Here is a 23,688-nt window from a genome sequence, read left to right as displayed (position 1 = left end):
ACTCAATGGCACGCAGCCTATCCGCATCGTCGACTCTTTTGATTGATTCAGCGTCAAGCCACTCCAACCGCATTTGAGCATGATCGCGCGCGAGAGGTTCCACCCAAGAGTCTTGGGGGCATGCGACTACCGGCGATAGAGAAAGAAACATGCAGAGAAGGGCCAACCTCATCATTCGATCCTCGTCACTTCTTTGGACATGCGCAGTTACAACCCACCGCCTCTGCAGACCATAGGTTGGGGTGAGCAAAGCGAACCCCAACATCGTCATCCTTCAGTCGACTGTAGAGCCTGATACAACCAAGCCACCCAGTCTCACGACGCCAGACCGAGCGCTACGCCGACACTCCGTGGCGCACCATCATCACGGCATGCTGGGATTCGCAGGCTCATCCCAACCTATGACCTGGGAAGTGCGTCCACCGACTCACGCGTCAACGCGTTACGGGAATCATCTCACCGTCCACGAAAATGCTGTTCGGCAGTTCCCCAGAACCAAAATCAATCAAGTCAAACCTGGTGTCGGAAGACTGGACGCGAACATGATTGCCAACAATGTCAATCTTCTTCGGCGCCGTCACTCGATACGAGCCCAAGTATCTGCCGCCCACGCGAAACACGACCAACCTGTCTAAACCTCGTTCGCCAGACCCGGCCACTGCCTTGTAATGGAAAACACAAACGCGTGGTCCGTTAGATTCAACGCCTCCTAACTCACTCCACTGGCCACCCTCGACCAGATTCCAGGAAGCGCTTTGAGAGATCGCCCTAGCAAGAGCATCCTTCGTCAGATGGCAGTCCCCACTTCCACCTTGCGCATCGCAGGCTGGCGCCAAGGAAATAGCGAATAGAAATAGCCATAACCTCATTCCATGCCCCCTCTCAACTCAGACCACAGGTTGGGGTGAGCAAAGCGAACCCCAACGTCCTCAGCCTTCACCTGCATGTAAAGCCTGATTCACCTGAGCCGCCCAATCCGCTGGCATCAGGCCACGCGCGATGTAGCGGTGGATCGAACTGTACGGCCAGTCCGATGCCTGCGCCATGCGCCCATGCTTCACCGGGTTGATGTGCACGTACATCATCGGCAACCAGGCGTTGCCAGAACCGGCCCGTGTGTTGGGGTTCGCTTCGCTCACCCCAACCTATGGCCTGATCCCGCGATCCGCCCGCCGCTTGCCACCCTACCGCGCCAACGCATGGCTCCGCCCACACGTGGCGCACTTCCGATACACACCAAACCGTCCCTGCCGTTCACTGCCCAGCAGTCCACCGCACAGGCAGATCAATGCATCGCCGGTTTCCCAGCGCAGCAGGCGGACGCTGGCGATGACGCCCAGCAGTGCGGCCAGTCCCAGCAGGCCATACGGGATCCAGCGCAGCGTGTCGCCGAGCGGTGCAAGGAACGTGGTCGGTGGCGCGCTGGTCAGCAGCCACGTCGACACGAACGCCAGCAGCAGACAGGCCAGCGTGGGCAGGTACATCCTGAAAGCCATCCAGTGCATGCGCGTCATCGGTGCTCCCCTCGGTCCGTGACGGACAGTGTGGTCGGGGGGCGTCGCGCGGGATGAGACGGAGCAGATCAGCGAACCGCTACGTGCGGTTTCCTGAGACCGGAAGACCGTGACCTGACGTCCCGGTCGACGCGCTCAGGTGAGATGACGAGGGGAAATCGCCGGGCACCCCACCTCTATTGTGAGATTCCGAACCAGAAAGGTGCGCGCGCAAGGTTTTTTTGTTCGATGGCGAAGTAAATAACCTCGATGCCAAGCCCCGGAGGCTCGACGCCGACCCTTTCTGCTTCGACCGCATCGCTTTCTGCTTCGACGTCGAAGAAAAAAGGTTCGCGCTCAAGGCCTCACCGGTCTGATGCCGAGGAAATCCGCCTCGGCGTCGACGCGTTACTGTGCGATGACGAAGCTATTTTCCTCGCGCGCGCACCAGTCTGGTTCGGCATCGAACTTATCTGCTTCGCAAGCGAGGAAATTTTCTTCGACCGGGCTATTCGCCGGAATCAGTGCGACGCAGACATCGTCGCCAGCGGACTCACTTTCAAATCACGCCAGGCGGCGCGAAGCACGCGCGCGGACGAGCGCAGGAACATCACCAGCAGCGCGGCCGCGATCAGCAGGTCGGGCCAGCCGGCCCCGAAGACCCACACCAGCGCCGCCGCCAGCAGCACCGCGCCGCCTTCGAAAATGTCGTTCCGCGAGCATTCCCAGGCCGAGGCCATGTTCACGTCGCCCGTGCGGTGCGGGGTCAGCAGCCACAGACAGACGGCATTGGCCGCCAGGTTGAGCGCGGCGGCGATGCCCATGCCTTCGAACAGCGGCACCGCGGGGTTGGCCAGCCGCCACGCGATCTGCACGCCCACCGCCACCGCCGCGCCCAGGATCAGCAGCCCCTTGAAGAAGGCGACCTTCGCCTTGGCCTGCAGCGACGCACCCACCACCGCCAGGCTGACGGCGTAGGTCAATGCATCGCCCAGGTTGTCCAGGCTGCCCGACAGCAGCGAGGACGAATGCGAGCGCCAGGCCGCGAACAGCATCATCGCGAACGTCACCAGGTTGATCGCCAGCACGATGCGCAGCACGCGGCGCTGCTTCGCCTGCAACGCGGCGACATCGACAACCTTCCCGCAGCCACAGCATTCGGACATGACGCCTCCTCCACCAGCCCCCTGATTCTATCCCTGCCGCCGTCAAACGACCGGACATCGCGACCCGGCCGGGGATCATGCATGATGGCGCCCGGGTAGCATTGCGGCCCATGCGGCCGCGACGCGCGCGCAACGCCACGTTCATCCACAAGGCACTCAAGGGGAGACACGCCATGGAACAGGCACAGGGGACTTCATGCATGCGCGTGTCACGCTTGCGATGGCTGGCACGTGGATTACTGGCCGGCATCGCCTGCCTTCCGTGGTCGTCCGTATACGCGGCCACGCCGATCATCACGACCATTGCTGGCGGCGGCAATCCCGCTTCAGGCAATGGCGATGGCGGTCCAGCAACACAGGCCCGACTGGTAGAGCCCATCGCCGTGGCGGCCGATCCGCTGGGCAATGTCTTCGTCGCTGAACGCTTCACCTTCAAGGTGCGCAGGATCGGCGCCAACGGGATCATCACCACGGTGGCCGGCAACGGCCAGCAGCTCTACGACGGCGACGGGAAGCCGACCATCTCCGCCGGCATCGATGTGAGTGGTCTAGCCGTAGACGCGGCAGGGAATCTGTACATCGCCGATCGTGGCAATCGCCGGATCCGCAAAGTGGCGCCCAATGGCGTCATCACCAGCGTGGTCGCCAGCGGGCTGGCATCTCCCACCCACCTGTCGGTGAGCCCCACTGGCGAGGTGTATGTCCTCGATCAGTTGCGGATATGGAAGGTCGTTACGTCCGGCCTCCAACTCGTGGCAGGCACAGGCGAGTATGGGTCGGCGGGCGATGGCGGCCCCGCTACCGCCGCCCAGTTGGCCAATCCCAGGGCCTTGGCCTTTGACCGTAGCGGTCGGCTGTACATCGTCGACAACACTGACCGCATCCGGCGCGTCGGTCTCGATGGCAGGATCTCGACCATCGCTGGCGCGGGACCCTTCCGGATCGACCCCGTGGCCCTCAGCTCCAGGATTCACATGGCCACGGGCGCCGCCGTGGATTCGCGAGGCAACACCTACATTGCCCTGAGCGGCAATCAGGTACGCGTCGTCAGCCCTGCCGGCATCATTGGCGATGCCGTGGTCAGGACCATCGACGAGGGCGGCATGGTGACCGGTGCCCCCGCCGGATTCAGGGGGGATGGTGGCCCCGCACTCGACGCCCTGCTCTACGAGCCGGAAGCCATCGCGATCGATGGGCAGGACAATCTTTACATCGCGGACACCCGCAACCACCGCATCCGGAAAGTCACGCGCATTCCGACGCCCCGGACACCCGCCGGCTTGAATGCCTTCGCACCACAAAAGATCTACGGTGTCGGCAGTTTCGTCAGGCACGTGGCCATCGGCGACATCACCGGCGATGGTCGCCAGGACGCACTGCTTACTACCTCAAGCTGGTCAGGGCCTTACGTCGAGCCCGACAAGGATCTCCGGGTCTGGCTGTTCGTGCAGCAACCCGATGGCACTCTGGCGTCTCCAAAAGGCTACCCGTTCGAAGGTGATGCGAACGGAGGACGGACTGGCAGCGGCCTGGATACCGGCGACTTCAACGGCGACGGATTCGAAGACGTGGTGGTCGGTACGCTGAGCGGGATTACCGTTTTTCTCGGCTCATCCTCCGGCTTGGGGCCCGGCTTGGCCTATCACTCGCAGACCGCTGGTGCGCAGGCCGTACAGAGTCTTACGGTACTGGATGTGGATCGCGACGGCCGCCTGGATGTGGTCACGCTGAGTGCAGGCAAGAGCGAAGGCGGCACCGGCCCGGACGACAAGGTAGGCATGCTGATCTACTTTGGAAATGGCAGGGGTGGCATTGCGCGCCAGAGCTTTCGTGCGCGTCCAGCGAACGTGAATTGGGGCCAGTTGCGTGCGACCGATGTCAACAATGATGGCTTGCTTGACCTGACGAGTCCCTGGAGCGACTTCGTCGGTGGTTACCCACGCGGCGGATTCGAGATAACGCCGCATGACACCGGATCGAACTTCGGGCCGGTCCAGCGCTGGCATCCCGCCGAGACGCTTTTCTGGGGGCCCGGCTATGCTCTGGGCGACTTCGACGGTGATGGCAGGAAGGACGTCGTGGTGGCGCATTCATACAATACGCCCTTGGCCAAGTATGCCCAGTTCAAACAGACGCCAGATGGCGGGTTCCTCGAAGTGGCGACGTGGCCCGGCTTCGATGTACCGGCAGAACTGTTGAGCGCCGACATGAACAACGACGGTCGCGATGATCTGCTGGTCATCCACGACGGCTGGAGTTCCATCGGCTATATGCAGCAATTGCCGACGGGCGGCCTGGATGTCGAGATCAAATACGAAGTGGAGCAATCCGGTAATTCAGCCATGCCCGCGCTGGCCGTAGGCGACCTCAATGGCGATGGTTGCCGCGACGTGGCGATGTCCGACCGGAATTACGGCCTGGTGGTGCTTGAGGGTCGCAACTGCATGATTCGCGCCAACGGTTCGCAGCCATTGATCTCCGGCGGCTGGGGATCACTAGCCGCGACGGGCATTGCCCGGCAAGCTTGGAACGGACAGGAAAACGGCTTGGTTCCACCGCTGGGAATGGGTAGCCGAGCCGGTGCTGCCTCCTTGGCAGACGCTCGACATGACGCCCGCTCGCGGGAAGATGCGGAAGTCAGCCCCGCGTTGCGACATCGCGTCTTACTCAAGCTACTAGCGCTGCTTGGCCTGCTTGGCGGCCTGAGCTGGTTCTTCGTGGTGCGCAAGGCGCTCTGACGCCTTGCGTGATGCCGCGGCCTCAGCTCACCAGCTGCAGCCGCAGTTCCTTCGGCAGGGCGAAGACCATGTTCTCGGGTTCGCCGTCGAGTTCGCTGATGCCGGCGGCGCCCAGGTCGCGCAGGCGCTGGATGACGCCGTCGATCAGCACGTCGGGGGCGGAGGCGCCGGCGGTGACGCCGATGCGCTGCTTGCCGTCGATCCAGCGCGGGTCGATCTCGTGTGCGCCGTCGATCAGGTACGACTCCACGCCATCGCGCTCGGCCAGCTCGCGCAGGCGGTTGGAGTTGGAGCTGTTGGGCGAGCCGACCACCAGCACCAGGTCGCACTGCTTGGCCAGATCACGCACGGCGTCCTGGCGGTTCTGCGTGGCGTAACAGATGTCGTCGTTCTTCGGCCCCTGGATGGCCGGGAAGCGCTGCTGCAACGCCTGGATGATGCCCACCGTGTCGTCGACCGACAGCGTGGTCTGGGTGGTGTAGAACAGGTTTTCCGGCTGGCTCACTTCCAGCGTGGCGACGCCGTCGATGTCTTCCACCAGGTAGATGTGCCCTTCCCCGCCCTCGCGGTTCCACTGGCCCATCGTGCCTTCCACTTCCGGATGCCCGGCGTGGCCGATCAGCACTACGTCGCGGCCGGCGCGGCAGTGGCGCGCCACTTCCAGGTGCACCTTGGTGACCAGCGGACAGGTGGCGTCGAACACTTTCAGGCCACGGCGGTCGGCCTCGTTGCGCACCGACTTGGCCACGCCGTGCGCGCTGAAGATGACGGTGGCGCCGTCCGGCACTTCGTCCAGTTCTTCCACGAACACCGCGCCGCGCTGCTTCAGGTCATCGACCACGAAGCGGTTGTGCACCACCTCGTGCCGCACGTAGATCGGCGCGCCCAGCGTTTCGATGGCGCGCTTGACGATCTCGATGGCGCGGTCGACACCGGCGCAGAAACCACGGGGATTGGCGAGCAGGACGTCCATAGGATCGAATTCTACCGAAGGCGGGAACGGAGGGAGATGAACCGGCATCCGGAGACAGACCCGCCTGACACCTTCGCCCCTCGCCCGCTTGCGGGAGAGGGGAACGGGGTGAGGGCTGGCCGCCGCGATGCCACCCGACTCAACCGCCTTTCTTCTTGCCGTCGAACAACCCGAACACCGCGATGCCGATGGCGCCGCCCACCACCGCGCAGTCGGCGATGTTGAACGCCGGCCAGTAGTAGTCGCGCCAGTGCCACTGGATGAAGTCGATCACGTGGCCGTGGATCTGGCGGTCGATGACGTTGCCCAGCGCGCCGCCGATCACCAGCGCGTACGGCAGCGCCTGGCGCCAGTCGCCGCGCGCGGTGCGCGACAGCCAGAAGCCCAGCAGGCCGCTGATGCCCACCGCCAGCGCGGTGAAGAACCAAAGCTGCCAGCCGCCGGCATCGGCCAGGAAGCTGAACGCCGCGCCGGTGTTGTAGGTGCGGAACCAGTTCCAGAAGCCCTCGATCACGGGGATGGCGGTGTACTCCGGCAGCGAGGCCAGCACCCATGCCTTCGACCACTGGTCCAGCGCGATGACGACGACCGACAGCAGCAGCCAGACCAGCGCGTTGGGTTTCGGCTTGGCGACCATCAGAACCACACCCGGTCTTCGCCGGCGCCGTCGATGTTGCTGACGCAGCGGCCGCACAGTTCCGGATGCGCGGCGTGCTGGCCGACATCGGCGCGGTAATGCCAGCAGCGCACGCACTTGGTCTTGGTGGTGGGCGTGGCCAGCACGAAGATCTCGTCGGCGCTGACTTCGCTGACGGTGACGTCGCCGCTGATGAAGAAGAAGCGCAGTTCCTCGGCCAGCGGCTGCCACTTGGCGGCGGTCAGCGCGTTCACCGACACGGCGATCTCCGCTTCCAGCGCGGCACCGATCAGGCCGTTGGCGCGCATCGGCTCCAGCACCTTGGCGACCTGCTCGCGCAGCGCCAGCAGCTGGTCGAAATCGGCGGCGTTCAGCGCGGCGCCTTCCGGCAGCGGCGCCAGGCCGTCGTACCAGGTGGCGAACAGCACGTTGCCCGTGCGCTCGCCCGGCAGGTAGCCCCACATTTCATCGGCGGTGAAGCTGAGCACCGGGGCGATCCAGCGCACGAAGGCTTCGGCGATGTGGAACATGGCGCTCTGCGCGCTGCGACGGCCGCGCGAATCCTCGCGCATGGTGTACAGGCGGTCCTTGGTGACGTCCAGGTACAGCGAGCCCAGGTCGACGCTGCAGAAATTCAGCAGCGCCTGCACGATCTCGGCGAAGTCGTAGCGGTCGTAGGCGGCCTTGATCTTCTCCTGCACCTCGTAGGCGCGGTGCACGATCCAGCGGTCCAGCGCGACCATGTCGCCCGGCGCCAGCAGGTCGCGCGAAGGATCGAAGCCGTTGAGGTTGCTGAGCAGGAAGCGAGCGGTGTTGCGCAGGCGACGGTAGGCGTCGGCATTGCGCTTCAGGATTTCCTGCGACAGCGACATCTCGTTGCTGTAGTCGGCGCTCGCGATCCACAGGCGCAGGATGTCCGCGCCGAGCGTCTTCATGATGTCCTGCGGCTCGATGCCGTTGCCCAGCGACTTGGACATCTTGCGGCCGTGCTCGTCCACGGTGAAACCGTGGGTGAGGCACTGCTTGTACGGTGCGGCCTTGTCGATCGCCACGCCGGTCAACAGCGAGGACTGGAACCAGCCGCGATGCTGGTCCGAACCTTCCAGGTACAGGTCGGCCGGCTTGCCCAGGCCGCGCTCCAGCAGCACGCCTTCATGCGTCACGCCGGAATCGAACCAGACATCGAGGATGTCGGTGATCTTGTCGTAGTCCTTGGCTTCGTCGCCCAGCAGTTCGGCGGCGTCCAGCGTGTACCAGACGTCGACGCCGCCCTGCTCCACGCGGTCGGCCACCGCGCGCATCAGCTCGACGCTGCGCGGATGCGGTTCGCCGGTTTCGCGGTGCACGAACAGCGCGATCGGCACGCCCCAGGTGCGCTGGCGCGAGATGGTCCAGTCCGGACGGCCATCGACCATGCCGGCGATGCGGGCTTCGCCCCACTGCGGGAACCAGCCAACGTGCTTGATCGCTTCCAGCGCATCGGCGCGCAGGTTGGCCTGCTCCATCGAGATGAACCACTGCGGCGTGGCGCGGAACGCGATGGGCGTCTTGTGGCGCCAGCAGTGCGGGTAGCTGTGTTCCAGCTTGCTGAAGGCGAGCAGCGCGCCGCTCTGCTTCAGCACCTCGATGATGGTGTCGTTGGCCTTCCAGATGTGCAGGCCGGCGAGTTCGACGCCATGCGCGGCCGGCGTGGACGGCAGGTACACGCCGCGGCCATCGACCGGATTGAGCTGGGCGGCGGTGTACTTGTCGAGCAGGCCGTACTGCTTGCTGACGACATAGTCCTCCTGGCCGTGGCCGGGCGCGGTGTGCACGGCACCGGTACCGTCCTCGGCCGACACGTGGTCGCCGAGCAGCACGGGGATGTCGCGTTCGTCGTAGAACGGATGCGCGAAATGCAGGCCTTCCAGCGCGGCGCCCTTCACGCGCGCATGCACGACGACATCGGTGACGCCGTAGCGCTGCAGCGCGCGTTCGGCCAGCGCATCGGCCACGACCAGCCAGCGGCGCTTGCCGTCATGCGCGGGACCGTCGACCAGCGCGTACTCCAGCTCGCCGCCCATCGAGATGGCCAGCGATGCGGGCAGCGTCCACGGGGTGGTGGTCCAGATCGGCACGGCGATCTCGACACCGTCAGGCACGGCCACGCCGAACGCCTTCGCCACCGCCTGCGCATCGCGCGCGGCGTAGGCGACGTCGACCGCCGGCGAGACCTTGTCGGCGTATTCGATCTCGGCTTCGGCCAGCGCCGAGCCGCAATCGAAGCACCAGTGCACTGGCTTCACGCCGCGCGTCAGGTGGCCGTTGGCGACGATCTTCGCCAGCGCGCGGATCTCGTTGGCTTCGAAGCGGAAGTCGAGCGTCTTGTACGGATTGTCCCAGTCGCCGATCACGCCCAGGCGCTTGAAGTCCTTGCGCTGGATGTCGATCTGCGACTCGGCGTATTCGCGGCACTTCTGCCGGAACTCGACGGCGTCGAGCTTCACGCCGACCTTGCCGAACTTCTTCTCGATGGCGATTTCGATGGGCAGGCCATGGCAATCCCAGCCCGGGATGTACGGCGCATCGAAGCCGGCCAGGTAGCGCGACTTGACGATGATGTCCTTGAGGATCTTGTTGACCGCGTGGCCCAGGTGGATCGCGCCGTTCGCATACGGCGGGCCGTCGTGCAGCACGAACAGCGGGCGGCCCTTGGCGTTGTCGCGCAGTTGCGCGTACAGGCCCTGGCTTTCCCAGCGCGCCAGCGTGTCCGGCTCGCGCTTGGGCAGGTCGCCGCGCATCGGGAATTCGGTGGCGGGCAGATGGAGGGTTGCTTTGTAGTCCTGGCTCACGCCGTCGCTCGTCGTTGGTGTTCGGAAAGGAGTGCGCGCGCCTCGGCGGCGTCGCGGTGCATCTGCTCGGTGAGGCTGGGCAGATCGGGGAATTTCAGTTCGTCACGCAGCTTGGCGACGAATTCGACATCGATGTGGCGCCCGTAGAGGTCGCCGGCGAAATCGAACAGGTGGGCTTCCAGCAGCGGCTCCACGCCATCGACCGTGGGACGCGTGCCGAAGCTGGACACCGACGGCCACGGCTGGTCGCCGACGCCGTGCACCCAGGTGGCGTAGATGCCGGAGAGCGCGGGCGTCTTGGGGAAACGCAGGTTGGCGGTGGGGAAACCCAGCGTGCGGCCGAGCTGCTTGCCGCGCACGACGCGGCCACCGATGGCGTACGGCCGGCCGAGCAGGCGCTCGACGGTGGCGAAGTCGCCGCCTTTCAGGGCTTCGCGGATGCGCGTGCTGGAGACGCGCTCGCCCTGCGTGTGCACGGGCTCGATCTCGCCGGCACTGAAGCCGAGGTCGGTGCCCATCGCCTGCAGCAGCGCGAGGTCGCCGCCACGCCGGTGGCCGAAGCGGAATTCCGGGCCGATCCACACTTCACGGGCGACCAGGCGACGGACCAGCAGCGCGCGGACGAAGTCCTCGGCGGAACGGGCGGACAGCCTGGCGTCGAAACGCAGCAGGCCGACGTGGTCGGCGCCCATCGCCAGCAGGCCTTCGACCTTGGCGCGGGCCAGGGTCAGCCGCGGCGGCGGATTGTCCCGGGCGAAGAACTCGCGCGGGAGGGGTTCGAAGGTGACCACCACGGCCGGCACGCCCAGCGCACGGGCACGCGCCACGGCATGCCGCACCAGCGCGCGGTGACCCGTATGCAGGCCATCGAAGGCGCCGATGCAGACCACGCTACCGTGCGGGCACAAAAGCCCGCCATCGACGTCACGGAACAGCCTGCTCATGAATCCTTGATGTGTGGGCCGGCGGGTGCCGCCGGCGCGGAACGACGGCGTCGCTCCGGAAACTTTCGTTAGAGTATAGCCGCCCGGCACATTCTCAATGCCCGCGTAGATCACGCGGCCGGATGCCCTGCAGGTACAGCAGGCCGCCATACAGCGCGCCGCCCGCACCGACCATCACCGCCAGGCGCCAGCCCCGCTCCCACCAGGCCCACGGGGTCCAGTCGACCCAGACGAAGCGGAACGCCAGCACCACCAGGATCATCGCCACCGTGGCCAGCAGGATCTGGCGAAGGAACCGCGCCCAGCCCGGCTGCCGGCGATAAACGCCGGCCTTGCGCAGCAGCCAGGCCAACTGCAGCGCGTTGACCCAGCCGGCGATCGCGATGGCCAGCGCCAGCAAGGCGTGCGCGCCCTGCACGGAGCCCAGGGCCACCTTCAGATCGCCGCCCGCGGCCTGCAGCGCCTGCCGGCCCGGTTCGGTGCCATAGAGCATCGCCGCGAAGAACAGCAGCGTGCACAGCGCATTGGTCAGCACCGCCACCACCGCCGCCTTGACCGGCGTGCGGGTGTCCTGGCGCGAATAGAACGCCGGCGCCAGCACCTTCACCAGAAGGAACGCGGGCACCGCGATCGACTGCGCCATCAGGCTCCAGCTGGCCATCTGCACGTCGGTGGCGCCGAAGCGGCCGTACTGGAACAGCGTGGCCAGCAGCGGCTGGGCGCACAGGATCAGCCCGGCGCAGGCCGGCAGGCCGATCAGCAGGCAGAGCCGGAAGCCCCAGTCCAATCCCTTCGAATAGCCGTCCGGGTCGGTTTCGGCATGGCGGCTGGACAGGTGCGGCAGGATCACCGTGCCGATGGCGACACCGAACATGCCCAGCGGAAATTCCAGCAGCCGGTCGCTGTAGTACAGCCAGCTGACGCTGCCGCTGACCAGCAGCGCGGCGACCCAGGTGTTCAGCAGCAGGTTGAACTGGGTGACCGACGAGCCGAACAGCGTGGGCACCATCAGGGTGAGGATCTTGCGCACGCCGGCGTGGGCGACATCGAGCTTCGGCCGCGGCAGCAGGCCCAGCCGGAACAGCGACGGCAACTGGAAGGCCAACTGCAGGACGCCGGCGACGAACACGCCCCAGCCCAGCACCATGACGGAGCTGTCGAACCAGGTGTTGGCGGCCAGTGCGGCGGAGATCATCGCCACGTTCAACAGGACCGGCGACAGCGCCGGGATGGCGAAACGCTGGTAGCTGTTGAGGATGGCGCCGACCAGCGAGGCCAGCGAGATGAACAGCGCGTAGGGGAAGGTGACCCGCAGCAGGTCGGTCAGCATCGCCATCTGCGCGGCGTCGAAGTTCGGCGCGATCAGCCCGGCGATCGGCCGGGCCAGCAGGATGACGAGGGCCGTCAGCACCAGCAGCACCGCGGCCAGGGTGCCCGCGACGCGATCCACCAGGGCCTTGACCTCCTGGGCGCTGCGGGTGGCCTTGTACTCGGCCAGCACCGGCACGAAGGCCATCGAGAACGAGCCCTCGGCCGACAGGCGCCGCATGAAGTTCGGGATGCGGAACGCCACGAAGAAGGCGTCCATCATGCCGCCCGCGCCGAAGACGTGGGCGTAGACCTGGTCCCGGACCAGACCGGAGACCCGGGACAGGAAGGTCATGGAGCTGAAAACCGCGGCGGACCGCAGGAGCCGGCCGCTCATCGCCACCCCTTTGCCCGGGACGGACCCAGGTTGACGCAACCCATTGAATGCCCCATAATTTCCGGCTCAATTACCCGTCTTCCGTTCACCGCCTGAATTCTCTCAGGTATTCACCAGGAATCCCACCGTGGCCAATATCAAGTCCGCCAAGAAGCGCGCCAAGCAGACCGTCGTGCGCAATGCGCGCAATGCCGGTCAGCGTTCGATGCTGCGCACCGCTGTCAAGAAAGTCCTGAAGGCGCTCGACGCCAATGACGCCGCTGGCGCCCAGGCCGCGTTCGTGTCGGCCCAGCCGATCCTCGACCGCCTGAGCTCGCGCGGCCTGATCCACAAGAACAAGGCTGCCCGCCACAAGAGCCGCCTGAACGCCCGTATCAAGGCCCTGCAAGCGGCCTGATTCACGGCGGCACGCAACGCGAAGACACTGGAACCCGCCGAAAGGCGGGTTTCTTTTTGCGCTCACCCCATTGACGCATGCTCCCCGCCCCGGTTCTGATGCGCACGCCTCGCCAACCGGCGAGGCAGGGGGAATTCAACAAAAGGGGACATCATGAAGTTGCTTCGCGCGACGGCGCTCGCCGTCCTGTTGGTCACCGCGTCGATGTCGGCACACGCCGGCAAGATGGCCAAATCCAATGAACCGCTGACGCTGGAACCGGACAAGGCCGCGATCGTCTTCATGCGGCCAGGCAAGTTCGTCGGCGCCGCCGTCGCCGTGCCGCTGTTCGACGTGACCGGCGACGACACCCGCTTCATCGGCATCCTCGATGCCGGCAGCAAGGTGGCCTACCAGGTGCCGGCCGGCGAGCATGTCTTCATGACCACGGTCTTCGGCGGCGATGGCGGTGTGCGCTTCTACAAGGCCAACGTGGAAGCCGGAAAGACCTATTACTTCCGCGCCCATATCATCGACGGCATCTGGGGGATGTCGCCGGTGCACCAGGAGGCGTTCGCCGGCAAGGACTTCGCCGGATGGGACAAGGGCACCCAGCTGACGATCAACAGCCCCAAGTCGCTGGAATGGGGCCAGGCCAATCTGGAAAGCGCCACCCAGCGCCACAAGAACCTGGAGCCGCAGGTGATCGCCGATTCCGCGTCGCTGCGCGTGGAGGACGGCCGCTGAGGTACCGCTGCTTCCGGTAACGGAAAAACCCGCCGACCGGCGGGTTTTTCTTGCCTCAGCCCTCGCGTGCCGCCTCGTCCGCCTCTTCCTTCTGGCGATCGAAGAAGGCCATCACGTCCTTCATGATCGGCCAGGTGCCTTCGCGTGAAATGGCGGAGACCTGGAACCACGGCTGGGTCCAGCCGAGGCTGGCGATGATCTGCTCTGCGCGCTCCTTGGCCTCGTCCTCGAACATCAGGTCGGCCTTGTTGAGCACCAGCCAGCGCGGCTTCTGCAGCAGCTCGGGGTCGTGCTTCTCCAGCTCGCGCTCGATGGCGCGGACCTGCTCGACCGGATCGACGTCCTCCACGCCGCCTTCCATCGGCGCCATGTCCACCAGGTGCAGCAGGATGCGGGTGCGCTGCAGGTGGCGCAGGAACGTCGCGCCGAGACCGGCGCCATCGGCCGCGCCTTCGATCAGGCCGGGGATGTCCGCGATCACGAAGCTGCGGTGCGCTTCCACGCTGACCACGCCCAGGTTCGGATACAGGGTGGTGAACGGATAGTCCGCGACCTTCGGCGTGGCCGCCGACACGGCACGGATGAAGGTGCTCTTGCCGGCATTCGGGAAGCCGAGCAGGCCGACGTCGGCCAGCAGCTTCAGCTCCAGCTTCAGCAGACGCTCCTCACCCTCGTCGCCCGGTGTCGCCTTGCGCGGCGCACGGGTGATCGAGCTCTTGAAGTGCATGTTGCCCAGGCCCCCCTTGCCGCCCTTGGCCACCAGCAGGCGATCGCCATGCTGGGTGAGGTCGCCGATGACTTCGTCGGTGCTGACATTGGTCACCACGGTGCCGACCGGCACGGTGATGGTCAGGTCGTCGCCCGCCTTGCCGTACATCTGCCGGCCCATGCCGTTCTCGCCGCGCTGCGCGCGGAACGTGGTCTGGTGGCGGAAGTCGACCAGCGTATTGAGGTTCTCGTCGGCCAGCAGCCAGACGCTGCCGCCGTTGCCGCCGTCACCACCGTCGGGGCCACCCAGCGGAATGAACTTCTCGCGACGGAAGCCCACGCAGCCGTTGCCGCCATTGCCAGCGGTGACCAGGATTTCAGCTTCGTCTACGAGTTTCATGGCGGGGATTCAATTCAATCGGTGGATTTGCGGAACGCGGAGCCACGAAGGTCTCCGCAAACGAAAAGCCCCGCACGCGGCGGGGCCCTTCGCTCAGCGTGTGCGAAAGCCTCAGGCTTCCGTCACCACGCTCACGGTGCGGCGCTTCTTGGCGCCCTTGATCGAGAACTCGACCTTGCCGTCGACCAGCGCGAACAGCGTGTGGTCGCGACCCAGGCCGACGCCCGGACCCGGATGGAACTGGGTGCCGCGCTGGCGGATGATGATGTTGCCCGCATCGATCGCCTGACCACCAAAGACCTTGACGCCCAGCATCTTCGGATTGGAGTCGCGGCCGTTGCGCGAGGAACCTACGCCTTTTTTGTGTGCCATGACTTCTTCTCCTTACTTCGTGATGCCGGTGATTTCGATTTCGGTGTAGTGCTGCCGGTGACCCTGGCGCTTCATGTGGTGCTTGCGGCGGCGGAACTTGATGATGCGCACCTTGTCGGCGCGGCCATGGCCGACGACCTTCGCGGTGACGCTGGCGCCCTTCAGGGCGTCGCCCAGGCTGATGGTCTCGCCATCGCCCAGCATCAGAATGTTATCGAAGGTGATCTCGTTGCCGGCTTCGGCCTCGAGCTTCTCGACGCGGAGCGTCTCGCCCTTCATCACGCGGTACTGCTTACCGCCCGTGACTACGACTGCGTACATGTGGATTCCTTGGTTTCTGTAGTTATTTTCTGGAGCCTGCCCGCCATCGAGGGCGAACAGAAGCGGAATTGTAGTGGATTCATGGAGTTAGGGTCAACCCTGCCCTGACTCGCCCTTCCCGGGCGTCAGCGCCCCCGCGCCTTTACGGACAGGTTTCGTCCGCATTGCGGCGCAGACTGTCCTCGATGGCGCCCCTCGTCGGCGCTTCCCACCGGGGCGCTCCATTGTAAATCAATGACTTGACCGGGCTCTTGGGGGCTACGTCCCGCCTGGACGATGTCCCCGACGACCCGTCTCCGGGACTGACCGCCCGCCTACCAGACCCCGCTGCTTCGCTGGCAATGGCGCTATTTGCCCCCACCTAGGCAGATCGCTACGCTTCCTTGTTCGCTTTCCGGATCCCCCACCCGATGGCCATGGACTTCATCCGCATCCGCGGAGCCCGTACCCACAACCTCAAGAACATCGATCTCGACCTGCCGCGCGACAAGCTGATCGTGATCACCGGCCTGTCCGGTTCCGGCAAGTCGTCGCTGGCGTTCGACACCATCTATGCCGAAGGCCAGCGCCGCTATGTCGAGTCGCTGTCGGCATACGCGCGGCAGTTCCTGTCGGTGATGGAAAAGCCGGATGTCGACCACATCGAAGGCCTGTCGCCGGCGATCTCGATCGAGCAGAAGTCGACCAGCCACAACCCGCGCTCGACCGTCGGCACGATCACCGAGATCTACGACTACCTGCGCCTGCTGTACGCCCGCGTCGGCCTGCCGCGCTGCCCGGACCACGGCTATCCGCTGGAAGCGCAGACGGTCAGCCAGATGGTCGACCAGGTGCTCGCGCTCGACGGCGAGCAGCGCTACATGCTGCTGGCGCCGGTGATCCGTGAGCGCAAGGGTGAGCACGCGCAGGTGTTCGATCAATTGCGCGCGCAGGGCTTCGTGCGCGTGCGCGTCGATGGGGAGCTGTACGAGATCGATGCGGTGCCGCCGCTGGCCCTGCGCCAGAAGCACACCATCGAAGCAGTGATCGACCGTTTCCGTCCGCGCGAGGATCTCAAGCAGCGCCTGGCCGAAAGCTTCGAGACCGCGCTGAAGCTCGGCGATGGCATGGCCCAGGTGATGTCGCTGGACCAGCCCGACGCCGCGCCGCTGCTGTTCTCGTCGAAGTACTCGTGCCCGGTCTGCGACTACTCGCTGCCGGAACTCGAACCGCGCCTGTTCTCGTTCAACTCGCCGGTCGGCGCCTGCCCGACCTGCGATGGCCTGGGCGTGGCGCAGTTCTTCGACCCGGCACGCGTGGTGGTGCATCCGGAACTGTCACTGGCCGCCGGTGCCGTGCGCGGCTGGGATCGCCGCAATGCCTACTACTTCCAGCTGATCGCCTCGCTGGCCAAGCACTACCAGTTCGACACCGATGCGCCGTGGCAGTCGCTGCCCGAAAAGGTGCAGCAGGCCGTGCTGTACGGCAGCGGCGAGGAGGTCATCACCTTCACCTATCTCACCGAGTCGGGCGGCCGCACGCAGCGCAAGCATCGCTTCGAAGGCATCGTGCCGAACCTGGAGCGCCGCTACCGCGAGACCGAATCGCCGGCGGTGCGCGAAGAACTGGCCAAGTACATCAGCGACCGTCCCTGCCCCGACTGCCAGGGCGCGCGCCTCAATAAGTCGGCGCGCAACGTGTTCGTCGCCGACCGTCCGCTGCCGTCGCTGGTCGTGCTGCCGGTGGACGAAGCGCTGGCGTTCTTCCGTGGCCTCGACCTGCCCGGCTGGCGCGGCGAGATCGCCGCGAAGATCGTCAAGGAAATCGCCGAGCGCCTCGGCTTCCTGGTCGATGTCGGCTTGGACTACCTGACGCTGGAACGCAAGGCCGACACGCTGTCCGGCGGCGAAGCGCAGCGCATCCGCCTGGCGTCGCAGATCGGCGCCGGCCTGGTCGGCGTGATGTACGTGCTGGACGAACCCAGCATCGGCCTCCACCAGCGCGACAACGAGCGCCTGCTCGGCACACTGACGCGGCTGCGCGATCTCGGCAACACGGTGATCGTGGTCGAGCACGACGAGGACGCGATCCGTCTGGCGGACTATGTGCTCGACATCGGTCCCGGTGCTGGCGTGCATGGCGGCGAGATCGTCGGCCAGGGCACCTTGCAGGACCTGCTCGACGCGCCGCGCTCGCTGACCGGCCAGTACCTTTCGGGCAAGCGCCAGATCGAAGTGCCGAAGTCGCGCCACAAGGCCAACCCGAAGATGACGCTGCACCTGCGCGGCGCCACCGGCAACAACCTCAAGGATGTGGATCTCGATATCCCGTCCGGCCTGTTCACCTGCATCACCGGCGTGTCCGGTTCCGGCAAGTCGACGTTGATCAACGACACGTTGTATTCGCTGGCCGCCAACGAGATCAACGGCGCGTCGCACAAGCCGGCGCCGTACCGCGAAGTCACCGGCCTGGACCTGTTCGACAAGGTCGTCGACATCGACCAGTCGCCGATCGGGCGCACACCACGCTCCAATCCGGCGACCTACACGGGCCTGTTCACGCCGTTGCGCGAGTTGTATGCGCAGGTGCCGGAAGCGCGAGCGCGCGGCTATTCGCCGGGCCGTTTCAGCTTCAACGTGCGCGGCGGTCGCTGCGAGGCCTGCCAGGGCGATGGTCTGATCAAGGTGGAGATGCACTTCCTGCCTGACGTCTACGTTCCTTGCGACGTCTGCCATGGCAAGCGCTACAACCGCGAGACGCTGGAGATCCTCTACAAGGGTTACAACATCAACGACGTGCTGGAGATGACGGTCGAGGATGCGCTGGCCCTGTTCGAACCGGTGCCATCGATCGCACGCAAGCTGGAAACGCTGGTGGATGTCGGCCTGAGCTACGTCAAGCTGGGCCAGAGCGCGACCACGCTGTCCGGCGGCGAAGCGCAGCGCGTGAAGCTGTCGAAGGAACTCTCGCGCCGCGATACCGGCCGCACGCTGTACATCCTCGACGAGCCGACCACGGGCCTGCACTTCCACGACATCGAGCATCTGCTCGCCGTGCTGCACAAGCTGCGCGACGATGGCAACACCATCGTGGTGATCGAGCACAACCTGGACGTCATCAAGACGGCGGACTGGGTGGTGGACCTGGGCCCGGAAGGCGGACATCGCGGCGGCCAGATCCTGGCGACCGGCACGCCGGAGGACATCGCGGCGCATCCGGATTCGCATACGGGTCGCTTCCTCGCCAAGCTGTTGCCTGCCACGAAGACGCCCAAGCCCACCAAGCCGGCCGCCGTCGCCAAGCCGGACGTGCTGCCGCCGCGCAAGTCCGCCACGAAGGCGACCAAGACCACCACGCCCACGACCAAGAAGGCCGCACGATGAGCGACACCCCCGATACCGGCCGCAAGCTGCTGGCGAAAGTGCCGATCAGCGTGCGCTGGCGCGACATGGACAGCATGGGCCACGTCAACAACGCCAAGTACATCTCGTACCTGGAAGAAGCGCGCGTGCGCTGGATGCTGACCGTGCCGGACGTGTCGATGACCGACCGCATCGCACCGGTCGTCGCCGCCAACAACATCAACTACAAGCGTCCGCTGACCTGGCCCAACGACGTGGTGGTGGAGCTCTATGTGGACCGCTTGGGCACCAGCAGCGTGACGATCGGCCATCGCATCGTGTCGGCCAAGGACGACAGCGTGCTGTATTCGGATGGCAACGTAGTGGTCGTCTGGATGGACACGCAGACCGGCCACAGCGCACCGCTGCCGGCGGCGATCCGCGCGGTATCGGAGTAACCACAGATAGCGTTGTGAGGTTGTGGGAGCGACGTAAGTCGCGAGTTCTTCTTTCAGCCTCGGGAAAGCTCGCGACTTACGTCGCTCCCACACCACAGTCCGCGGACATCAGGGGGCGCTCTTGCGCACCTCGAACACCACCGGCAGCGAGCGGCCATCGGCCAGCTTCAGGGTGATCACCGGCTTCTCGCCCGCGACCAGCGGCTGGTAGGGGCCATGCAGCATCAGGTGCAGGCCACCCGGCTTCAGCTCTGCGGCCTTCCCCGGCGCGATGGGCAGCGCGTTCACTTCGCGCATGCGGCTGACGCCGTTCTCCTCGCGGGTCTCGTGCAGCGACACATCGTCGAAGGCGAGGCTCTCCGCGCCCACGATGCTGACCGCCACCTTGCACGGATTCTCGATGCGGGCGAAGCCGGCCATCATTGGCATGGCGACCGGCGGCAGGCGCACCCACGCGGCCTTGGCAACGGGCACGCACTCGGCGGCGCTGGCAGTGCAGGCACCCGACATCAGCAGAGCGGACAGGCAGAGCGTTTCGATGCGACGGTTCATGCGCCTATGATACCGGTCTGACCTCATGGAGCGGATGAATGACCGGACTCATCGAAACCACCGACCACGGCGACATCCGCGAGATCCGGCTGGCGCGCGCGCCGGTCAACGCCCTCAACACCGAACTGTGCCGCGCACTGATCGACGCGCTCAATGCCGCACTCGACCACGGTGCACGCGGCATCGTGCTGGCCGGCAACGAGAAGATCTTCTCCGCCGGCATGGACGTGCCCTATCTGCTGTCGCTCGGCGACGATCGTCACGCGCTGCTCGATGCCTGGCAGGCGTTCTTCGGCGCGGCGCGTACGCTGGCCGAATCGCGCGTACCGGTCGTCGCTGCGATCACCGGCCATGCGCCCGCGGGCGGCTGCGTGCTGGCGCTGTGCTGCGACTACCGCGTGATGGCGCGCAGCGCGGATCCGGCGCGCCCCTTCGCGCTGGGCCTCAATGAAACCCAGGTGGGGCTGGTGGTGCCGGAAGGCATCCAGCGCCTGATGCGCCGCGTCGTCGGCCCCTACCGTGCCGAGCGCCTGCTGGTAGCCGGCGAGATGGTGCCTGCAGAGCGCGCGCTCGACATCGGACTGGTCGATGAACTCGTCGACCAGGACAACGTCACCGCGCGTTCCATTACCTGGCTGCAACAGCTGCTGCGCCTGCCGCACCATCCGATGCTGCAGACGCGCACCCTTGCCCGCCGCGATCTGGTGGAGGCACTCGATCCGGCGCTGATCCAGTTGGAGCGCTTCGTCGATGCCTGGCATGCGCCCGATACGCAGACCGCGTTGCGGGCGCTGGTGGACAAGCTGAAGAAGTAGGCCGCGTCAGCGCAGCCAGACTTCCACACGCTCGTTGCGCGCCCGCGCATCGATACCGCCCGCCGCGGCCAGCGGACGCGCATCACCCAAACCCAGCGACCGCGCGACCGGAATGCCCTGCCGGACCAGGTGATCGGCCACGATGTCCGCGCGCTCGTTGCTGAGCATGGTCGGCAGCAGGCGATTGCCCGGTGCATGGTCCGCAAAGCCCACGACGACCAGCGACCGGCCCTTGTTCTCCGGCAACCGCATGAAGGCGACCAGCCGATCCATGTCCGACGCGCTGCGGCTTTCGAACAGCGAACTCAGCGACCCCATGTTGAAGCGCACACCGAGCGGAATGCGCGTCGCGCCTGCGACGGCGTCGCGGTAATCCGCTCCGCCCTGGACCTGCCCCGGCTGGACCGCGGGACGCAGCATCATCGACTGCAGACCCGTCGAATCCACGGCGCGCTGGCCGTCGCGTCCTATCGCGTACAGGGCCAGGCTTCGACCCAGCGCGGACATCATCGGCGCGCCGTACAGGCGGTAACGGCGCAACAGCGGGTAGTCCTCGCTGGCGACGTTGAGCCGCGTCGGCTGCACGGCCACGCCGCCATCGGAAACGGCCAGCGTGCGCGTCCCCGGAGGAATGCGCGTAGACAGCTCCACGATCGCAAGTGCGCCACGATCCTCCGCCACCGCGTGCGCCGCTTGCCACAGGCGCGGGTGCGCGAGGGCGGCTGTCGCGGGCTGCCCGGCCATCACGCGCTGTTCGATGAATTCGCGACTGCCACCGCGCGCGGGGCCCGCATGCACCCGGATCGGCGCATCGGCACCGCCGAGTTGCGCCCAGTTGCGGATGCGTCCGGCCGCGATGTCGCGCAACTGCGCCACGCTGATCGCACGCACCGGATTGCGTGCGTCGACCACCACCGCCAGTCCATCCAGCGCAATGGAGAACTCCTGCTCGGGCGACGACAGGTCGCCCAGTTGCCAGCCGGCATTGCGTTCGGCAGCCGTCGGCGCGCGCGTCATCATCGCGAGTTCGGTGTCGCCCTCCACCAGCGCCTGGAAACCGGCCGCGGATCCGCGGCGATCGATGTCCACGACAAGCGGTTCGCCATCGCGGACGGCGGCGATCTCGGTGCGGTCCGCACGGATGTTGCGCTGCTCGATGCGCGTGTAGCCGATGGAACGCAGCCATGCCGTGACGATGCGGGGCATGACCTCCGCACCAACCGTATTGGAGCCATGGATGCGCAGCCGTTCGGCCTCCGCTTCCTGGGCATCCGCGGAAGCCGTCATGCAGGACAAGAGCGCCGCCATGGAGGCAGCGCTGATCAGACGTTGGAACACGTGTCACCCCCTGAAGAAACCGCGGGAGCGTGACGTGTGGCGATGACAGGGCCATGACGGCCCGGCCGGATCAGTCGCCGCGTGCGACCGGGCGCGATGGATCGCTGATCCAGCCACTCCACGAATCGGCGTAGACGCGTGCGCCGTGCAGGCCGGCGCGCTCGAACGCCAGCAGCAGATGGCAGGCCGTGACGCCCGATCCGCACATCAGTACGGTATCGACCGCAGAGCGGTTCCCCAGCAGTTGCGACAACTCGGCATGCAGTTCGTCGGCCGGCTTGAAGCGACCGTCGCGCAGGTTCAGCGCGAACGGTCGGTTGACTGCACCGGGCACATGTCCGGCCACCGGATCGATGGGTTCAACATCGCCCCGGAAGCGCTCGGTCGCCCGTGCATCGACCAGCCAGCCACTGTCGTTGCCGAGACGCGCGCTGATGCTTGCCGCATCGACAACCTGGCCGGCATCGAAGTGCGACGGATATGCCGGGAGGGATGGCAACGACGGGACTTCTCCCGTTTCCACGCCACCCATTGCGCGCCATGCCGCCAGTCCACCGTCGAGGACAGCCACGCGGGAGTGCCCGAGCAGCTTCAACAACCACCACAGGCGCGCGGCTGCCATGCTGCCGTCGCCGGCGTCGTAGACCACCACCTGATGCGACGGCCCGATACCCCACTCGCCCAGCCTGCGTGCGAACACATCGCTGTCCGGTAGCGGATGCCTACCCTGTCCGGCCTTCGACAGGTCAGAGAGGTCGAGATTGAGATCGGCATATACCGCGCCAGGCAGATGCGACTCGGCATAGGCCTGGCGACCCGCGTCCGGCGGCGCATTGAGCATCACGAAGCGCGCATCGACCACGCGCAACGCCGGATCGCCCAACGCAGCGGACAACGCGGTGGTGTCGACGAGGGTGGTCCAGTTCATGCAAGCCGCTCCAGCCGTTCCCGCAGGTTGAACAGAATGGCCGCCGTCGCGCCCCAGATGCGCTGGCCCGGCCATGCGTACTCGAGCACCACCCGCCGCCGCCCGCGATAGTCGACCTCGACACGACGCAGGTTGTCCGGCGAGAGCAGGTAGTCGAGCGGAACTTCGAACACATCCGCCACTTCGTTCGGCTCGGGCACCGGCACGAACGCGGGATCGATCAGTGCGACCACCGGCACCACGCGGAATCCGCTGATGGTGGTGAAGGGGTCGAGAAAACCCAGCGGCGTGACCTGCGATGCGGGCAGCGCGATTTCCTCATGGCTCTCGCGCAATGCCGCGGCGACCGCGTCGGCATCCGTCGGCTCGATGCGGCCGCCAGGGAAACTCACCTGTCCTGCGTGGTGGCGCAGGCCATCGGTCCGGCGCGTCAGCAGCACCTGCGTGCCTTCCTCGCGCGGCACCAGGCCCGCCAGCACGGCCGCCTCGGCCAGCGGACCGGGCGGCAGCAGATCGATCAGGTCGTCATGGTTCCAACCCGCATCGACGGGCATCGAGCTCAGCGGATGCAACGCGCGGCGCAGGGCGCCGCCTTCGCGCAACCGCAGTTCCAGTGGAACGCGCGCGTGTTCGCGCGCAGGCAGCACGTGCTCCATCAGGCGCAGACGTTCGTCATCGTTCATCTGGGACCAGCGCGCGATTTCGGAAGTGGTGCGGAGACAGCCTTCGCACAGCCCGTCGTCGTCCAGCGTGCAGACGCCGATGCACGGGCTGAGCACGGCGCGGAATGCGGTATTCATTTCTTCAGGCACCTGCGGAGGGTAGCGCGGAAGCACTGCCCTGCGCCGGAAAGCACTGCGCCGGCA

The 23,688-nt window shown here is 66.1% G+C and carries 21 protein-coding genes; 6 read left to right on the top strand and 15 right to left on the bottom strand.

Annotated elements, in window-relative coordinates:
* Window positions 1–929 precede the first annotated feature (929 nt).
* The 3 genes from IB225_RS12650 to IB225_RS12640 all read right to left on the bottom strand — a co-directional run bounded on the left by IB225_RS12650 (window position 930) and on the right by IB225_RS12640 (window position 2,659).
* Window positions 930–1,139: a hypothetical protein gene (locus IB225_RS12650; RefSeq protein WP_305076411.1), complete on the bottom strand. Its 210-nt coding sequence runs from the start codon at window positions 1,137–1,139 to the stop codon at window positions 930–932.
* A 45-nt stretch (window positions 1,140–1,184) separates the two neighbouring features.
* Window positions 1,185–1,514 (bottom strand): hypothetical protein, encoded by a 330-nt coding sequence (locus tag IB225_RS12645; protein ID WP_192311573.1) that lies wholly within the window; start codon window positions 1,512–1,514, stop codon window positions 1,185–1,187.
* A 500-nt stretch (window positions 1,515–2,014) separates the two neighbouring features.
* Entirely contained in the window at window positions 2,015–2,659 is a 645-nt protein-coding gene (locus tag IB225_RS12640; RefSeq protein WP_192311572.1) for a cation transporter, read from the bottom strand.
* A 173-nt stretch (window positions 2,660–2,832) separates the two neighbouring features.
* Here IB225_RS12640 and IB225_RS12635 point away from each other — a divergent pair, with 173 nt between their 5' ends.
* The gene (locus IB225_RS12635; RefSeq protein WP_192311571.1) at window positions 2,833–5,397 is read left to right on the top strand and encodes an FG-GAP-like repeat-containing protein; all 2,565 of its coding nucleotides are present in this window, start codon (window positions 2,833–2,835) and stop codon (window positions 5,395–5,397) included.
* Between the two features lie 22 nt (window positions 5,398–5,419).
* Here IB225_RS12635 and ispH read toward each other — a convergent pair whose 3' ends face one another.
* The 5 genes from ispH to murJ form a co-directional block, all read right to left on the bottom strand.
* A complete protein-coding gene (ispH, locus tag IB225_RS12630) occupies window positions 5,420–6,370 on the bottom strand; it encodes a 4-hydroxy-3-methylbut-2-enyl diphosphate reductase (protein ID WP_192311570.1) in 951 nt (316 codons plus the stop codon).
* Window positions 6,371–6,509: 139 nt separating this feature from the next.
* Complete coding sequence (lspA, locus tag IB225_RS12625) at window positions 6,510–7,007, bottom strand: signal peptidase II (RefSeq protein ID WP_192311569.1); 498 nt, start codon at window positions 7,005–7,007, stop codon at window positions 6,510–6,512.
* Window positions 7,007–9,838 carry an isoleucine--tRNA ligase gene (gene ileS / locus IB225_RS12620; protein ID WP_192311568.1) on the bottom strand — a complete coding sequence of 944 codons (2,832 nt, stop codon included), beginning with the start codon at window positions 9,836–9,838 and terminating at the stop codon, window positions 7,007–7,009. The genes lspA and ileS overlap by 1 nt, the downstream gene beginning before the upstream one ends.
* Complete coding sequence (locus IB225_RS12615) at window positions 9,835–10,782, bottom strand: bifunctional riboflavin kinase/FAD synthetase (protein ID WP_192311567.1); 948 nt, start codon at window positions 10,780–10,782, stop codon at window positions 9,835–9,837. The genes ileS and IB225_RS12615 overlap by 4 nt, the downstream gene beginning before the upstream one ends.
* Before the next feature lie 94 nt (window positions 10,783–10,876).
* Window positions 10,877–12,487 (bottom strand): murein biosynthesis integral membrane protein MurJ, encoded by a 1,611-nt coding sequence (gene murJ, locus IB225_RS12610; RefSeq protein WP_192311566.1) that lies wholly within the window; start codon window positions 12,485–12,487, stop codon window positions 10,877–10,879.
* 127 nt (window positions 12,488–12,614) lie between these two features.
* On the opposite strand from murJ, the gene rpsT reads away from it, so the two are divergent.
* Window positions 12,615–12,884 (top strand): 30S ribosomal protein S20, encoded by a 270-nt coding sequence (rpsT, locus tag IB225_RS12605; RefSeq protein ID WP_062355047.1) that lies wholly within the window; start codon window positions 12,615–12,617, stop codon window positions 12,882–12,884.
* A 153-nt stretch (window positions 12,885–13,037) separates the two neighbouring features.
* Entirely contained in the window at window positions 13,038–13,610 is a 573-nt protein-coding gene (locus tag IB225_RS12600) for a hypothetical protein (protein ID WP_192311565.1), read from the top strand.
* Window positions 13,611–13,665: 55 nt separating this feature from the next.
* Here IB225_RS12600 and cgtA read toward each other — a convergent pair whose 3' ends face one another.
* The 3 genes from cgtA to rplU form a co-directional block, all read right to left on the bottom strand.
* On the bottom strand, window positions 13,666–14,718 hold the full coding sequence (gene cgtA / locus IB225_RS12595; protein ID WP_192311564.1) for an Obg family GTPase CgtA: 1,053 nt from the start codon (window positions 14,716–14,718) through the stop codon (window positions 13,666–13,668).
* Window positions 14,719–14,829: 111 nt separating this feature from the next.
* The gene (gene rpmA, locus IB225_RS12590) at window positions 14,830–15,090 is read right to left on the bottom strand and encodes a 50S ribosomal protein L27 (RefSeq protein ID WP_142123858.1); all 261 of its coding nucleotides are present in this window, start codon (window positions 15,088–15,090) and stop codon (window positions 14,830–14,832) included.
* 12 nt (window positions 15,091–15,102) lie between these two features.
* Window positions 15,103–15,411 (bottom strand): 50S ribosomal protein L21, encoded by a 309-nt coding sequence (gene rplU, locus IB225_RS12585; RefSeq protein WP_062355039.1) that lies wholly within the window; start codon window positions 15,409–15,411, stop codon window positions 15,103–15,105.
* A gap of 410 nt (window positions 15,412–15,821) precedes the next feature.
* Here rplU and uvrA point away from each other — a divergent pair, with 410 nt between their 5' ends.
* Together uvrA and IB225_RS12575 are read left to right on the top strand one after the other, a co-directional pair.
* Window positions 15,822–18,773 (top strand): excinuclease ABC subunit UvrA, encoded by a 2,952-nt coding sequence (uvrA, locus tag IB225_RS12580; protein ID WP_192311563.1) that lies wholly within the window; start codon window positions 15,822–15,824, stop codon window positions 18,771–18,773.
* Complete coding sequence (locus tag IB225_RS12575) at window positions 18,770–19,189, top strand: thioesterase family protein (RefSeq protein ID WP_192311562.1); 420 nt, start codon at window positions 18,770–18,772, stop codon at window positions 19,187–19,189. Before uvrA ends, IB225_RS12575 begins: the two co-directional genes overlap by 4 nt.
* A 108-nt stretch (window positions 19,190–19,297) precedes the next feature.
* Here the strand turns inward: IB225_RS12575 and IB225_RS12570 are convergent, their stop codons facing one another.
* Entirely contained in the window at window positions 19,298–19,741 is a 444-nt protein-coding gene (locus IB225_RS12570) for a copper chaperone PCu(A)C (protein WP_192311561.1), read from the bottom strand.
* A gap of 38 nt (window positions 19,742–19,779) precedes the next feature.
* On the opposite strand from IB225_RS12570, the gene IB225_RS12565 reads away from it, so the two are divergent.
* The gene (locus IB225_RS12565) at window positions 19,780–20,556 is read left to right on the top strand and encodes an enoyl-CoA hydratase/isomerase family protein (RefSeq protein ID WP_192311560.1); all 777 of its coding nucleotides are present in this window, start codon (window positions 19,780–19,782) and stop codon (window positions 20,554–20,556) included.
* A gap of 6 nt (window positions 20,557–20,562) precedes the next feature.
* On the opposite strand, the gene IB225_RS12560 is transcribed toward IB225_RS12565, so the two are convergent.
* The 3 genes from IB225_RS12560 to IB225_RS12550 all read right to left on the bottom strand — a co-directional run bounded on the left by IB225_RS12560 (window position 20,563) and on the right by IB225_RS12550 (window position 23,622).
* Window positions 20,563–21,843, bottom strand: a complete 1,281-nt coding sequence (locus IB225_RS12560; RefSeq protein ID WP_225583725.1) for a substrate-binding domain-containing protein — start codon at window positions 21,841–21,843, stop codon at window positions 20,563–20,565.
* A gap of 121 nt (window positions 21,844–21,964) precedes the next feature.
* Complete coding sequence (locus IB225_RS12555) at window positions 21,965–22,822, bottom strand: sulfurtransferase (protein ID WP_225583724.1); 858 nt, start codon at window positions 22,820–22,822, stop codon at window positions 21,965–21,967.
* The gene (locus IB225_RS12550; RefSeq protein ID WP_192311558.1) at window positions 22,819–23,622 is read right to left on the bottom strand and encodes a CoA pyrophosphatase; all 804 of its coding nucleotides are present in this window, start codon (window positions 23,620–23,622) and stop codon (window positions 22,819–22,821) included. The genes IB225_RS12555 and IB225_RS12550 overlap by 4 nt, the downstream gene beginning before the upstream one ends.
* Between the last annotated feature and the right edge of the window lie 66 nt (window positions 23,623–23,688).

Source organism: Pseudoxanthomonas sp. PXM02, assembly GCF_014851805.1.
In the GTDB taxonomy this organism is placed as follows: domain Bacteria; phylum Pseudomonadota; class Gammaproteobacteria; order Xanthomonadales; family Xanthomonadaceae; genus Pseudoxanthomonas_A.
The sequence above is the reverse complement of the archived record's forward strand: the minus strand, read 5'-3'. Positions and strand labels throughout refer to the sequence as shown.